Raw genomic sequence first — 14,156 nt, 5'->3', positions numbered from 1 at the left:
GCCGTCCGGACGGGACCCCCCGCACATCAGTAGGCCCCCTGGCCGTAGAGCACCGCGCGCAGCGTCTTCCACAAGATCACCGCGTCCAGGGCGAGCGACCAGTCCTCCACGTACCGCAGGTCGAGGCGGACGGCCTCCTCCCACGGCAGGTCGCTGCGTCCGCTGATCTGCCACAGGCCGGTGAGGCCGGGCTTGACCAGCAGTCGCCGCCGGATGTCCGGGCCGTAGGAGGCGGACTCCTCCGGCAGCGGAGGGCGCGGACCTACGAGCGACATCGATCCGATGAGTACGTTGAAAAGCTGCGGGAGTTCGTCGAGCGAGTACCGGCGCAGCGCTGTTCCGACCCGGGTCACCCGCGGATCCTGGCGCATCTTGAACAGCAGCCCCGCGCCCTCGTTGCGGTCGGCCAGCTCGGCACGTGCCCGGTCGGCCCCGACGGCCATGGTGCGGAACTTGAGGATGGTGAACTCGCGGCCGTCCTTGCCGACCCTGCGCTGGCGGTAGAACGCCCCGCCCCGGCTGTCCGCCACCACGAGCAGTCCGACGAGGAGCATCAGCGGCGCGAACAGGATCAGCAGGATCGCCGAGCCCATCCGGTCGGCGACCGCCTTGATCGCCCGGCGGCCCCCGGTGAACGTCGGCATGCTGACCCGCAGCAGCGGGATTCCGAGCACGGCGTCGACGTGCAGCCGCGGGCCGGCCACCTCCATCAGCACCGGGGCCACGACCATCTCGGCCTCGCTGCCCTCGAGGTTCCAGGCCAGCCGCTGCAGCCGGTTCGGTGTCCAGTACGGGTCCGGCGTGAGCGCGACGACACGATAGCCGTGGTGCTCCACGTACTTGGCGACGTCCGTCAGCTGGCCGACGACCGGCACTCCGTCCAGTTCGTCACCGTCGAGCCCGGGACCTTCCGTCGTGCACACCCCGTCCACCCGCCACCCGAGGTGCGGCAACTTGCGGGTGCGGCTGATCAGGTCGCTCACGGTGGCCGGACTCCCTGCGGCGAGCACCGGTCTCAGACACTGCCCTTCCTTGCGCTGTCTGTGCAGTCCGAGGCGGAGCAGATACCGCGCGGTCATGGTGACCAGCGCTACAGCGGGGATCGCGACGAAGATCCAGAGCTTGATGTTTCTCGAGGTGAGGGCGATCCCGCCGAGCGCGAGCACGACGGTCGCCGCGAACAGTGAACGTCCGAGCCTACGGAATTCCTCGGCACCCTGGCCGAGGACGGCCGGTGCCCACGCCCGGCCCACCGCAAGCGCTCCCAGCACCAGCAGCTCGGTGCCGAACGCGAGAATTGTCCATTTCTCGTGCCAGTTGGCCGCGTCCCGGGCCCCGAAGAACTCACCGATCGCCGCCAGCACGAACGCGGTGGTGACGGTGTCGCTGGTGATCACGGTACGGCGGTACCGCTGCTCCCAGTCGTTCACCGACTGGCCTATTGCCCCCTCCGTCAGACGCTCGCGCGCCGACGGAAAGGGCTTGACTATTCCCCCCTCCCGCACAGAACCCCCCCGGTCCCCAGTGGTACGACGTGGATGCCAGACACCGTTCCCCCCCTCCGGGAGGCCCCCGCCTCCCGCACTGTTCCGCGCAGGCCCCCGCCTGCGCTGCGTTCACCCGGGAGGCACCACCCCCCGCGCATGACATGCATAGGTCAAGGTTGAGTAAAGAACTCACCTGGACAACAGCAGACTTACACGTTCCGCCGGACTCTCGAGCTGATCGGGAACCCACTGAACCTCGAATGCCCCCGCACCCGAAGCCCCCCTCGGATTCCGAGAATCGATCATCCTGAGCCTGCCGCCGAGACGTTTCTGCTCAGTTTCCGCAGCAATCAGACCCATAGATCACTCTTTGTCGCCCCGTGTCCCACCATGGGCAGCAAGGTCAATCTAGACCATCAAGACCCGTCCGCAAGGGGGCGTGTGTGGAATATGTGCTTACGATTTGAAGATAAGACAGTGTGAATAGTCACCGCTGCACACGCTTCGGCCACGCAGGCGGGTCTCGCTAGCTGCGAAGACGGGGTTTCGGGTTGCAGGATGACATCTCGCGGGGTGACCGCCGGGTGGCGCAGTCGAAGGCCGGACGTGACTCAAACGAGAGGGTCCCCGCAGACTCCCGCCTGCGAAGACCCTTGGCACCGTCGGGACGACAGGATGTGAACCCGCGATCCCTTGACCCAGGGCAGGTTCCCGCCAGTGCAGCTCAAGGCCGCCGGTCCTGCTGACGCCCCACGTCACCGTCGGCGTCACTGCCCACCGGTCCGCGCGGCACCCCGCGCTGGACGCCCCTGGGCACCTGCCCCTTGCCTCCGCGCCCCGTTCAGCGCAGCTCCGCCTCCACCGGGTCGTCTTCGAGGAACCCGCCCGACTGGTGGTGCCACAGCTTCGCGTACGGGCCGTCCAGCGCCAGGAGTTCCTGGTGGCTGCCCTGCTCGACGATCCGCCCGCGGTCCAGGACGACGAGCTGGTCCATGCCCGCGACCGTGCTCAGCCGGTGCGCGACCACGAGCGCCGTCCGCCCCTCCATGAGCCGCCACAGCGCCTCCTGGACCAGGAGTTCGCTCTCCGAGTCCAGGGCGCTGGTCGCCTCGTCGAGCAGCAGGATCGGAGCGTCGCGCAGGATCGCCCGGGCCAGCGCGACACGCTGGCGCTGGCCGCCGGACAGTTTGACGCCGCGCTCGCCCACCAGGGTGCCGAAGCCCTCCGGCAGCGCGTCGGCGAACTCCGTGACATGCGCCGCCTCGGCCGCGCGACGGATCTCGGCGTCGGTGGCGTCCGGCCGGGCGAAGGCGATGTTGTCGCGGAGCGTGCGGTGGAACATCGCCGGGTCCTGCGGCACGTAGGCCATCAGGCTGCGCAGGTCCCTCTGGCGCAGCCTGCTGATGTCCTGGCCGCCGATCATGATCCGGCCGCCGTCGATGTCCGTCATCCGCAGCAGCAGCCGGGCCAGTGTGGTCTTGCCGCCGCCGGAGCGTCCGACGAGACCGACCTTGGTTCCGCCGGGCACGACCAGGTCGAGCCCGGCGAAGAGCGGCGCCGCGCCCGCGTGGGCGAAGTTCACCCGCTCGAAGCGGACATCGGCGGCCCCGGGCAGCAGCGGCTCGGGGGACGGCGGGTCGAGCACGGTCGGCGGGGTCAGGAGCAGCTCGGTGAACTGCGCGGCCTCCGTCATCGAGCTCTCCAGACGGCGGTAGATCTGGTTGAACTCGAACATGATCCGCGTCGCGTTGGAGTAGTAGGTGAAGGCGACCACGACGGCCTCCACGCCGTGCTCGCCCCCGCCGAGGCCGACCGCGAGCAGCAGACCGAGCGCGTTGGTCAGCACGGACATCGGCGCGACGAAGGTGTCGATACGCAGGTTGCCGTAGTCCCACGACCTGAGCGTGAGCCTGCGTGAGGCCGCGACGCGGGAGCGGTGTTCGGCGGCTTCGCGTCCCTCGGCACCGAAGGCCCGGACCGTGTCCATGTTCATCAGGCTGTCGGCGACGTGCCCGGCCACCCGGGCGACCGCCGCCTCGCGCTCGGCGACGAGGCCCTGGCGGCGCCGGATGAGCGGCGCCGCGCACAGCGCCGTCACCGCGATCATGACCAACAGGCCCACGACGAGCAGCGGTTCGTAGTGCCACAGCACCACCGAGCCGAACAGCAGCGGCACGAGGCTGCCCACGATCTGGAAGGCCAGGGTGTCGACGAACGGCTCGAAACGGGTGGCGAAGCTCAGGGCGCGCTTGGTCAGCGACCCGGCGAAGTTGTCGTGGAAGAACGTGGCGTCCTTGGCGAACAGTTCGTCCATCCCGATCACGTACAGGTGCTCGATGCCGAGCGCGTCGAGACGGTTCAGACAGTGCAGGGCGACCCGCCACAGTGACTCCGCGAGCAGCAGGACACCGGCGAATCCGAGGACGTACGGCAGCGCCGAACCGACCGTGAACTCGCCGCCGTCGGCGATGTCGCCGGCGAGCTTCGCGACGATCAGCGGCGCGATGTAGTTGATGCCGGTGCTGCCCAGCGCCGACAGCAGCATGGCGGGCGCGGTCAGCCGGCGCAGGCGGGCCAACTCCCGTCCGTAGTAACGAAGCGCGAGGAGCACCGCGCCCCTGCGCGGTGGAACTTTGGGTACCTCTGACGTCTGCATGCTTACCCTGTGTGTAGGGGGAGTTGCGTTCCGAGTTCGGAAGTGTCCCGTGACGGGCACTTCGCAGTCCACGTGTTTTCCGGCGGACGACGGCCCCCGGGAAGCGGCAACTCTTGGGTGACGCAAGGGGATTGACCTAGAAAGCGCTTGCCACCTACGGTCCCCCGAATGGGTATGCAGCGAAGACTCGGCTGGGCGTCCCTCGCCGCGGCGACGACGATGGCACTGGCGGCGGGAGTGGTCACGGCGCCGGCCGCCCACTCGGCGGACGACCCCGTGCAGGTCGTGGTCGACGGGAACGACGTACGCGCCGACAACGTGAACGGCCTCACCTACAAGGGCCTCGGCCTGCTCAGCTGCAACAGCACGAGCAATCTGCTGATGGACTACAAGGCGGAGCACCCGGGCCGCTACTGGCAGCTCGTCAGAGTGCTGTTCGGCGGGAGGAACCCGCTCATCAACCACGTCAAGATCGAGATGGGTTCGGACACGAACACCTCGACCGGTTCCGATCCGGCGACCATGCGCACGGCGGACGAACTCGCCGACGCATCCCGCTCCCCGGGCTTCCAACTGGCCGCGGATGCCAAGACGGTGAACCCGAAGCTCAAGGTCTCGATCCTGCGCTGGGTCATGCCCCAGTGGGTCCAGACCGAGTGGAACAAGGGCACCGGCACCGACGAGATGTACAAGTGGTACAAGGAGACGATCCTCGACGCGTACGAGAAGTACGGGTACATGGTCGACTACGTCAATCCGGACACGAACGAGACCACGAAACCGGACATCTCCTTCGTCAAGTGGTACAAGAACGCGCTGACGAACGACACCGACTTCGCCGACCCCCGCTACGGTCTGACGCCCGCTCAGCAGAAGGACGCCGCGAAGGCGTACCACGACATCAAGATCGTCGCCTCGGACGAGAACACCACGAAGAACATCGGCCCCGCGATGCTCACGGACACCGAACTCTTCGGCACGGTCGACGCGGTGGGCTACCACTACACCACCGACGACCGGCTCGACGGCGCCCCCACCAGTTCCACGTACCGGCCCTACACGAAGCTGGCGACCGGCGACAACGCCGGCGGCCAGGACAAGGAGGTCTGGTACAGCGAGGGCGTCGGCTCCTTCGGCTGGACGGACTACCGGGTGGCCAACACCGAGGGGCCGGGCGGCACGAGCACCGGGATCGGCGGTGTGCAGAGCGCGCTCGACATCGCCAACCGCTCCGTGAAGAGCTACGCCAACTCCAAGCGGACGCACTACATCTTCCAGCCGGCGATCGGAGCCTTCTACGAGGGCGCCCAGTACAGCCACAAGGAACTGGTCAGCGCCCGCGACCCGTGGTCCGGGAACATCCACTACGACGCCGCGGTGTACGTGATGCAGCACTTCACCCAGTTCGCGAAGACCGGCTGGGAGAACGACACCAACACGGCCGGCATCTGGCGCACCGTGCCCGAGGCGAGCTACAGCGGTGTGAGCGGCACCGAGAACGTCGACGGCTCGAACGGCGCGCCCAGTTACATGACGCTCGCCGACCCGAAGAAGAAGGACTTCTCCACGATCGCCGTCAACGACAGCGACCGGACGAAGAGTTACCGCATCAAGGCCGAGAACATGGACCTGGGCGGCGATCCCACCATGGAGGTCTGGGAGACCCGCGCGGCCGACCCCGGCCAGGCGTACGACGCGAACTTCAAGCATCTCGCCGCCGAGATCCGTCCCGACGCCGACGGCTACTACACCTACACCGTCCAGCCGCGCTCGATCGTCACGTTCACCACCCTCGACCGCAGCCGCGACAAGGCGACCGCACAGCGACTGCCCGGGTCCGGGGCCCGCACGGTGCTCGACACCGACGCGACCGGCAAGAGGCACGACACCCACGACGACGTCCTGTACGCCGACGACTTCGGGTACGAGGAGGAGGGCCGGGTCCAGGTCGGCACGGACAACGGGGCGCACAAGGTGTCCCAGTCGTACCTCAAGTCCCGTGGCAACCAGCCCCGTTACCTGGTCGACCAGACCGGCGCCTGGGAGGTCGGCAAGGACGCGAGCGGCGACAACGTGCTGTACCAGTACCTGGACCAGTCCATGAAGGACACCGGCGCCTGGAACCGGAACACCCCCAACACCACGGTCGGGGACTTCCGCTGGGAGAACTACCGGGCCTCCGTCGACGTCTCCTTCCCGGACCCGGCCGGCGGCCTCGCCACCCTGGGCGTACGCCAGCAGAAGGGCATGGCGGCGACGGACGCCGCGTACAGCATCGGGATCGGCCCGTCCGGGACCTGGACCTTCTACGAGTACGGCACGGCGATCCGGACCGGCACGGTCGCCGCGGCCGACGGCTACCGTCTCGCCGTCGAGGCCAGGGGCGCGACCGTCACCGCGTACGTCGACGGGCAGTCCGTCGCCGTCTACCAGGACCCGACGCCCGCGACCGAGGGCCGCGTCAAACTCGGCACCGACTTCCACCGGACCGCGTTCGACAACCTGTTGGTCGAGAAGGTCGCCGGATACACCCCGTACGCCACCACGCTGACCGACAACATGGACGGCACCGTCCGGTACGACGGCACGTGGAGCCGGAACGCCGCCCTCGGTGACGCGATGAACTGGTACCGCTCGACGTCGACCAGCACCACGGCCGGCGCGACCGTCACCGTCCCGTTCTCCGGCACGGGCATCGACGTGATCGGCGGCAACGACGGCAGCGCCGTCCTCGACGTCGACATCGACGGCAGGCCGGTCGCCCGGGACGCGAGGACAACCGCCACCGACAAGCGCCAGGCCACGTACGCACTGCGCGGTCTGCGCGAGGGACGGCACACGGCGACGTTCACCCTGAAGTCCGGGAAGATCGTGCTCGACGGGTTCACCGCGCTGTCCGGCGACGTGGACGGACGGGTCGACACGACCCCGGTCCGTGCCGCACTGAAGGCGATCGGCAGCCCGTCGCAGGACGACTACACGGCCGACTCATGGGCTGTGTTCGCAGCCGCGCGCTCGGCCGCCAGGACTGCCGTGACCGGCCAGAAGGGCCTTGACGTCATCGGAGTCGAGCAGATCACCGGCAGGCTTGACACGGCGTACCGAGGGTTGGTGCGCACGGCGGCCTGAACGACCGAGAGGCTGTTTCGAGTCCCCTCGAAACAGCCTCTCACCTGCACGTATGCAAGTCGGGACGACAGGATTTGAACCTGCGACCCCTTGACCCCCAGTCAAGTGCGCTACCAAGCTGCGCCACGTCCCGGTCGCGTTCCCCACGGGTACTCCGTGTGATCGCGCAGCTAAACCCTACCTCACACGCGCGGCCGGACCGACTGGCCGAGGTCAGCTCCCGGTGGTGACGGTCTCGCGGACGTCCGCGGCCAGGCACAGCACGGCAAGGACGGTGAAGCCGTGCGTGTCTCCGGACTCGTACGGCAGACCCGAGGGCTGCAGGTGACCGGTGACCAGGACGCTGGTGACGGCCGCGCCGATGGAGTCGCCGATGGTGCGGATCTTGGCGTTCATGCCGGTCGCGGCGCCGGTCCGGGCGGCCGGCACGCTGCCCACGATCAGGTTGGCCATGGAGGAGAAGGCGAGTCCGATGCCGAGGCCGAACAGGCCCGCGACGACGACGCGCAGCGCGTCCGGGTCCTGTCCATCGCCCTCGACGGAGTACGCGCCTCCCGCTGAATCTCACCAGGCAGGACCGCCCTGGCCCCCTCTTGCCTGACCCAAGTAAGTTCGGCCGCATGTCCTTCCTGGCCAGGCCCGCGGTGGCCTCCCTCGCCGCCAAGACGATGCAGCGCGCCACCTCTCTCGCGAGCCGCCGCGCGCACGGACCCGGCTCGACGGGCGACCTCCTCGCCCGCTTCCCGGAGTTCCCGCGCGACACCCGGGAGCTGACGGTTCCGACGTCGGTGGCCCCGGCCCCCGTGACGGTGTACGCGCCCGCGCCCGGCACCGTCGCTCCGCCCGTCCACGTCAACTTCCATGGCGGCGGATACGTCATGTCGATGCCGGAGATCGACGACGGACTGTGCCGTTACCTGGCCGCCGAGGCGGGCGTCGTGGTCGTCAACGTGAAGTACGTCGTCGCTCCCCAGCACCCCTTCCCCGGGCCGCCCCGGCAGGCCTACGAGGTGGTGCGCTGGGTCGCCGAACACAGTGGGGAGCAGGGCTGGGACGGCGACCGGCTCACCGTGGGCGGACAGAGCGCGGGCGGCGGGCTCGCGGCGGCGGCCGCCCGGCAGTCCCTGGAGGAGGGCGGCCCCGCCCTCGCGCTTCAGGTGCTGCACTATCCGCCGCTGGACCTGGCCACGGGGGCGCGGGAAAAGAAGGCGGCCATCGCGAAGCCCATGCTGCGGCCCTGGATGGCGGACGTCTTCGACTCGTCGTACGTACCGGACGCGCGGCTGCGCGGTGACCGGCTGGTGTCGCCGGCGCATGTCTCGGACACGGCGGACCTCACAGGGATCGCGCCGGCGCTGGTGATCACCGCGGCGCACGATCTGCTGCGCGCGGAGGGGGCCCGGTATGCCGAGCGGCTCGCGGCGGTGGGGGCGCTGGTGGAGTACTTCGACGTTCCCGACGCCGACCACGGCTATGACGGCGGCGACGACGAAAAGGCCCGGGTCTCCTACGCGCTGATCGCCCGCCGGATTCGGGAGAGCACGGGCTGAGCGCTCGGGGCCCTGTGGCCGGGCGCGGGCGTGGATCCGGTTCGCGGGGGCTGGTCATGCGGTTCCCCACGCGGCTGAAAAGCCGGCATCGGGATCGCCGGCACCCCGGTTCGGCCGGTCCGGTCCCTCCGGGGACGGCAGCTACCTGCCCGCCCGCACTCCTCAAGTGCACAGGGAGGGCCCTGCCGGTCACCGCGTAACCCCTGCACCGTTGCGCTCCAAGCCGAACGCCGGCTCCCGCGTCCTCGCGGCGACCGGCGTTCGGCCTCGTCCCCGGCAGGTCAGTGGGCGCCCACCAGGCTCTGCCCGCTGTCGCTCGGCGCCTCCTGCCTGGAGCTGCGCAGGGCGGCGATGCCGATGAAGACCATGGACGACAGGCCGGCGACGGCGAACGCGGTGAAGCCCCGGTCGCCATTGCCCGAGGCGAGGAGCTGCCCGCCGAGCCACGGGCCGAAGACGGCGCCGAAGCGGCCCATGCCCGAGGTCCAGCCGACGCTGGTGGCGCGGTTGTCCGGGGTGGAGCGGATCGAGACGGTCGCGTAGATCATCGTCTGGGCGCTGTTGAGGAAGACACCCGTGAGGAAGACGACGATCATGGTCACGGTCTGCGCCATGTGGACGCTGAGCAGGAAGACTCCGGCAGCGGTCAGCGCGAACCACAGGGCCGAGATGCGCGGGGCGCCGAACCGGTCGGCGGCCCGGCCCGCGACCAGCATGCCCACGATGCCGCCCAGGTTGAAGACGACCACGAAGGACAGGGCGTCACCGAGCGCGTAGCCCTCGGCGCGCATCAGGGTGGGCAGCCAGGTGGCGACGCCGTAGACGAGGAGCAGGCCACCGAAGGAGGCGCACCAGTACAGCAGGGTCTGGACCCACTCGCCGGCGCGGAAAAGGTTGAGCAGGGCGTCCCAGCGGTCGGCGGCGGTCTTCCTGGCTGCCGCTGCGGGCAGATCGACGTCGTACCGCTCGGCGAGCGTCGCGGCCTGCGCGCCGCGGCCCTTGGCGACCAGGAAACTCAGCGACTCGGGCAGGAACTTGGCGAGCAGCGGGGCGAAGAGCAGCGGGAGCACGCAGACCCAGAACGCCGCGCGCCAGCCGACCGGGTCGATGAGCCACTTGGCGACATAGGCGGAGAGGATGCCGCCCGCGTGGTGAGCGGTCATCAGCAGGCCGATGACGATGGCGCCGCGGCCGCGCGGGGCGTAGTCGCAGACCATGCTGATCGCGGTGGGCAGCAGGCCGCCGAGGCCGACGCCCGCCAGGGTCCGGCCGAGGCCGAACACCTCGACGCTGCCGGCCAGCGCGCACAGGCCGGAGGCCAGCGAGAAGAGGATCACGCCGGCGACCATCAGCTTCTTGCGGCCGACCCGGTCGGCGATCGTGCCGGCGGTCAGCGCGCCGACCAGCATGCCGAAGGTGGCGTAGCTGCCGAGGTCACCGGCGGTGTCGGGGGTGAGGCCGAAGGTCCTGGTCTCCAGCAGGTGCGGCAGCACCGAGCCGTAGATGAACATGTCGAGACCGTCGAACAGCACCGCCAGCCAGCACAGGCCTATGACCAGGAGGGCCAGTCTGCTGCTGCGAGCGGTCGGCGGGGAGGGGGAGGAAGACATCGTCGGTTACCTCTCGTGCTTGGTGCGCCAGACGCTAAGGAGCCACCCCCAGGATGTCAACGCTTTTGTCAACAATCTCATCGACAATCCAGGAGTGGCTCGCGAACGCGCAGCTCAAGCCACCGGTGGCGTCCCGTGCGTATGGAACGACGCGATGGTCTGCAAGCCCCAGGCCTGCCCCTTCTTGCGCTCTTCCTCGGTCCAGGTGACCAGCGGCCAGTCGGGCGCCAGCACCAGCCGGGTGAGCGGGTTGCACAGCTCGATCCGGTTGCCGCCGGGCTCGTAGACGTACAGGAAGAACGTCTGCTGGATGGCGTGCTTGTGCGGGCCCGTCTCGATGAACACGCCCGTGTCGATGGCGAGATCGGCCGCACGCAGGATGTCCTCACGGGTGTCGGTCGCGAAGGCGATGTGGTGCAGCCGGCCCTCGCTGCCGGTCCAGTCCGAGGTGTAGACGACGTCGTACGACTTGTTCGTGTACGTCAGCCAGCGCGCCGCGACCTTCCCGCTGTCCAGCCGGATCTGCTCGGTGGGCCGGGCGCCGAGGACACCCTGCTGGAACTCGGCGTTGGCGAGCACGTCGGCGGCGAGGAAGTTGATGTGGTCCAAGCGCCGCACGCCCACCCCCCTGTTGGGCTTGGCCTGCGGCTGGTTCTTCAGCGCGGGCCGCAGCTCGTCGGGACAGCGGAAGTACTCGCTCTCCCAGTACAGGGCGTGCTCGTGGCCGTCCGGGTCGCGGGTGACGTAGAGCTTGCCGAGGCCTGGTTCGTCCTCGACCCAGGTGCCGGTGCCGCCCGCGTCCTCGTTCGCCCTGATACGGCGGTGCAGGGCCTCCTCGCTGGAGGTGCGCAGGGCGAGCCGGCCGAGGCCGGGCCGCTCGCGGGCGGTGAGGACCAGGCTGTGGTGCTCGTAGTCGTCGTAGGTCCGCAGATAGACGGTGTCACCGTCCTGGCCGTTGACGGTGAGTCCCAGGAAGTCGGTGAAGAACGCGACGCTGGCGTCCAGGTCCGGGGTGAAGAGCTGGGTGTGACCGATGTGGGCGATGTCGCCGAGCGGCGGGGTCATCAGCGACCTCCTGTGAGGGGGGCGACGGCCCTGGGGAAGACAGTGCCGTCGAAGATCTTGCGGGCGGTACGGACCACGGCGGTCCGGCGGGGGCAGGGCAGGCCGCCGGGAGTGGTCCCGAGGGTGCTTTCGATGTCCAGGAATCCGGTGGGATGCTCGATGCGGATGCGGTCGCTCGCGGCATCGAGCACCGCGAGCCGGGCGCCCACACCGCCGTCGATCCGCAGGCCCGCGGCCACGCCGGCCGCGCCCAGGACACCGATGGAGGTGTGACAGCGCACCGGGATGAAGGTGCGGGTGCTGACCGCGCCCCCGTCGCGGGGCGGGGCGAGCAGCGTGAGCTTGGGGACGGTGGCGTCGGACACGTCACCGAGGCCCATCAGGCGGCCCGCCTCCAGACGGATGGTGCGCAGGCGATCGGCCAGGGCCACGTCCTCCTCCAGGTCCCGGGGCCGCTCGTAGCCGGTGACCTTGAGCGCGGTGGCCGCCATGAGGACGGTCGGCATTCCGTTGTTCACACAGGTCACCTCGACACCGTCGATGACGTCGACGGCGTTGGCGGTGGGCAGCAACTCCCCCGCGCCCGGCGGGAACTCGATCACCACGGGTGCGGCCGTCCCGAGCACGCCCGAGATCCCGGCCTCCCCCGTGTAGTCCACCCGGCCGCCGGGAGTCGGGAAGGTCGCCGTGGCGTGGTCGCCGGAGTTGACCATGCGGATCCGCACGGAGGTCTCCTGCTCCCCCGCCGGGACGAGTCCGCGCTCGACGGCGAAAGGACCGACACCGGCGAGGATGTTCCCGCAGTTCTGACGGTCACTCACCTCGGGCCGGTCCACCATGACTTGGAGGAACAGGTAGTCGACGTCGGCCGCGGGATCGGTGGACGCCGAGATCACGGCGACCTTGCTGGTGAGCGGGTGCGCGCCGCCCAGTCCGTCGATCTGCCGCTCGTCCGGGCTGCCCATGATCCGCAGCAACAGGTCGTCGCGCAGGGCGGGTTCGGCAGGAAGGTCGGTGGCGAGGAAGTAGGCACCCTTGGAGGTGCCGCCCCGCATCAGCAGACAGGGCACCTCCTCGGGCTGCGGGATCACGGCCGCTCTCCCCGGTACTCCTCGAACGTCCGGTACTCCACGCCGAGTCGCGTCAGGGTCTCCCGCAACCCGTAGCGGTCCAGGCCGAGTTGGCCCCCGATGAAGGCGGCGCGGGTGGCCGCCTCCTTGGCCTCACGGGCCTCGGACCTCTCCACCGTCTCCCGGGCCCGCTCACGCGGGACGACCACGACACCGTCGTCGTCGGCGAGGATCACGTCTCCCGGGTTGATCACCTGACCGTCGATGGCGATCGGCACGTTGACCGAGCCGCCCGTGGCCTTGACCGTGCCCTGCGAGGAGACCGCACGGGACCAGGCGGCGAAGCCCATGTCGCGCAGTTCCTGGGTGTCGCGGACACCGGTGCTGGTGACGACACCACGCACCCCGCGCTGCTTGAGGGCCGTCGCGAACAGTTCGCCGAACAGGCCGTCCGTGCACGGAGAGGTGGTGGTGACGACCAGGATGTCGCCCTCGCCGCACTGCTCGACGGCCGCGTGGATCATGAGGTTGTCGCCGGGCCAGCCGATCACGGTGACGGCCGTTCCGGCGACGCGTACGCCCTGCTGGACCGGGCGAACGTCCGGGCCCAGCAGGCCCGTTCGGCCCATCGCCTCACTGACGGTGGCCACGCCGTACCGCGCCAGCGCGTCGACGTCCTTCAGCTGCGCCTTCGGCGGGTTGGTGACGATCACGCCGCTCATGCTTCCTCCTTCTGCGGAGCTCCGCTTCGGCTCCGCTGCGACCGGGTGCCCACTCCGCTTCGCTCCGCGGACCCCCGGCCTCCGCTGCACCTCAGCTCGCTCACGCCAGCTCCTTCGCGATCTGCGGGTAGGGACGCATGTACGCCTCAGCCATGGTCTTGTGCGCCAGGCCCAGGTTCGGGCCCGCGTTGCGCTTGAGCTGGACGCCCCGGCGCACGGCGAGGTCGGTGTAGTAGTCCCACAGGTGCTGCTGGGCACCGAGGCACTCCATGGCCTTGCGCTTGGTGTCCCAGACCTCGGTGATGTCGAGGAGGACCTCGGGCCTGAAGCCGCTCATCTCGGGCTGGTGGGGCTCGAAGTAGAAGACCGGCGGGGCACCGATGATCTCGCCCTCGCCCGGGTAACCGATGGCCTGCGCCAGGACACGGGCCTCCAGGGCCATACGGTTGGCGGCCGGGTGGTCGCCGTTGTACGGGTCCTCGACCGGGTGGGTGAGCACGACGTCGGGCTGGGTGGCCCGGTAGACCCCGACGATTGTGTCGGTCAGCTCGGCGGTGGCGACCAGGGGGTAGTCGCCGGCGTCGAAGAAGAGGATCTCGGCGCCGAGGGTGGCGGCGGCGCGCTCGGCCTCGTCACGGCGGATGGCCTTGATCTCGTCGAGTTTCCTGCCCTCGCGCCAGGCCTTTGCGGACTCCCCGCGCTCGCCGAAGGTCAGACAGGCGATGGTGACCTTCTCACCGCGGGCGGCGGACAAGGCGATGGCACCGCCGGCACGCCACACGAAGTCCCCGGCATGCGCGGTGATGACAAGTGTCGAACGTGGGTCGGCGGGCGCGCCTGACTGCGTCATTACTCGGATCTCCTTGG

General features: G+C 69.7%; 9 protein-coding genes, 1 tRNA gene and 1 pseudogene. 2 read left to right on the top strand and 9 right to left on the bottom strand.

From position 1 onward, the window contains the following. Positions 1–26: 26 nt before the first annotated feature. Together OHT57_RS41690 and OHT57_RS41685 are read right to left on the bottom strand one after the other, a co-directional pair. Positions 27–1,397: a sugar transferase gene (locus OHT57_RS41690; RefSeq protein ID WP_328753481.1), complete on the bottom strand. Its 1,371-nt coding sequence runs from the start codon at positions 1,395–1,397 to the stop codon at positions 27–29. A gap of 931 nt (positions 1,398–2,328) precedes the next feature. Then, complete coding sequence (locus OHT57_RS41685) at positions 2,329–4,143, bottom strand: ABC transporter ATP-binding protein (protein WP_328752141.1); 1,815 nt, start codon at positions 4,141–4,143, stop codon at positions 2,329–2,331. A gap of 168 nt (positions 4,144–4,311) precedes the next feature. Here OHT57_RS41685 and OHT57_RS41680 point away from each other — a divergent pair, with 168 nt between their 5' ends. Beyond that, the gene (locus OHT57_RS41680; protein WP_328752140.1) at positions 4,312–7,272 is read left to right on the top strand and encodes a GH59 galactosidase; all 2,961 of its coding nucleotides are present in this window, start codon (positions 4,312–4,314) and stop codon (positions 7,270–7,272) included. A gap of 59 nt (positions 7,273–7,331) precedes the next feature. On the opposite strand, the gene OHT57_RS41675 is transcribed toward OHT57_RS41680, so the two are convergent. Beyond that, positions 7,332–7,405: transfer RNA gene (locus OHT57_RS41675), tRNA-Pro, on the bottom strand. 113 nt (positions 7,406–7,518) lie between these two features. After that, a pseudogene (locus tag OHT57_RS41670) lies at positions 7,519–7,773 on the bottom strand (MFS transporter); the annotation flags it as partial. Positions 7,774–7,892: 119 nt separating this feature from the next. On the opposite strand from OHT57_RS41670, the gene OHT57_RS41665 reads away from it, so the two are divergent. After that, positions 7,893–8,822: an alpha/beta hydrolase fold domain-containing protein gene (locus OHT57_RS41665; RefSeq protein ID WP_328752139.1), complete on the top strand. Its 930-nt coding sequence runs from the start codon at positions 7,893–7,895 to the stop codon at positions 8,820–8,822. Positions 8,823–9,103: 281 nt separating this feature from the next. Here OHT57_RS41665 and OHT57_RS41660 read toward each other — a convergent pair whose 3' ends face one another. The 5 genes from OHT57_RS41660 to OHT57_RS41640 form a co-directional block, all read right to left on the bottom strand. After that, positions 9,104–10,432 (bottom strand): MFS transporter, encoded by a 1,329-nt coding sequence (locus OHT57_RS41660; protein ID WP_328752138.1) that lies wholly within the window; start codon positions 10,430–10,432, stop codon positions 9,104–9,106. Positions 10,433–10,546: 114 nt separating this feature from the next. Further along, complete coding sequence (locus tag OHT57_RS41655) at positions 10,547–11,497, bottom strand: VOC family protein (RefSeq protein WP_328752137.1); 951 nt, start codon at positions 11,495–11,497, stop codon at positions 10,547–10,549. Further along, complete coding sequence (locus OHT57_RS41650) at positions 11,497–12,585, bottom strand: 4-oxalomesaconate tautomerase (RefSeq protein WP_328753480.1); 1,089 nt, start codon at positions 12,583–12,585, stop codon at positions 11,497–11,499. Before OHT57_RS41650 ends, OHT57_RS41655 begins: the two co-directional genes overlap by 1 nt. Beyond that, the gene (locus OHT57_RS41645; protein ID WP_328752136.1) at positions 12,585–13,289 is read right to left on the bottom strand and encodes a 4-carboxy-4-hydroxy-2-oxoadipate aldolase/oxaloacetate decarboxylase; all 705 of its coding nucleotides are present in this window, start codon (positions 13,287–13,289) and stop codon (positions 12,585–12,587) included. The genes OHT57_RS41650 and OHT57_RS41645 overlap by 1 nt, the downstream gene beginning before the upstream one ends. Positions 13,290–13,389: 100 nt before the next feature. Then, positions 13,390–14,139 (bottom strand): PIG-L deacetylase family protein, encoded by a 750-nt coding sequence (locus OHT57_RS41640; protein WP_328752135.1) that lies wholly within the window; start codon positions 14,137–14,139, stop codon positions 13,390–13,392. Between the last annotated feature and the right edge of the window lie 17 nt (positions 14,140–14,156).

The sequence above is a fragment of the Streptomyces sp. NBC_00285 genome (genome assembly GCF_036174265.1).
GTDB lineage: Bacteria > Actinomycetota > Actinomycetes > Streptomycetales > Streptomycetaceae > Streptomyces.
This window is presented reverse-complemented; position numbering and strand designations above follow the sequence as displayed.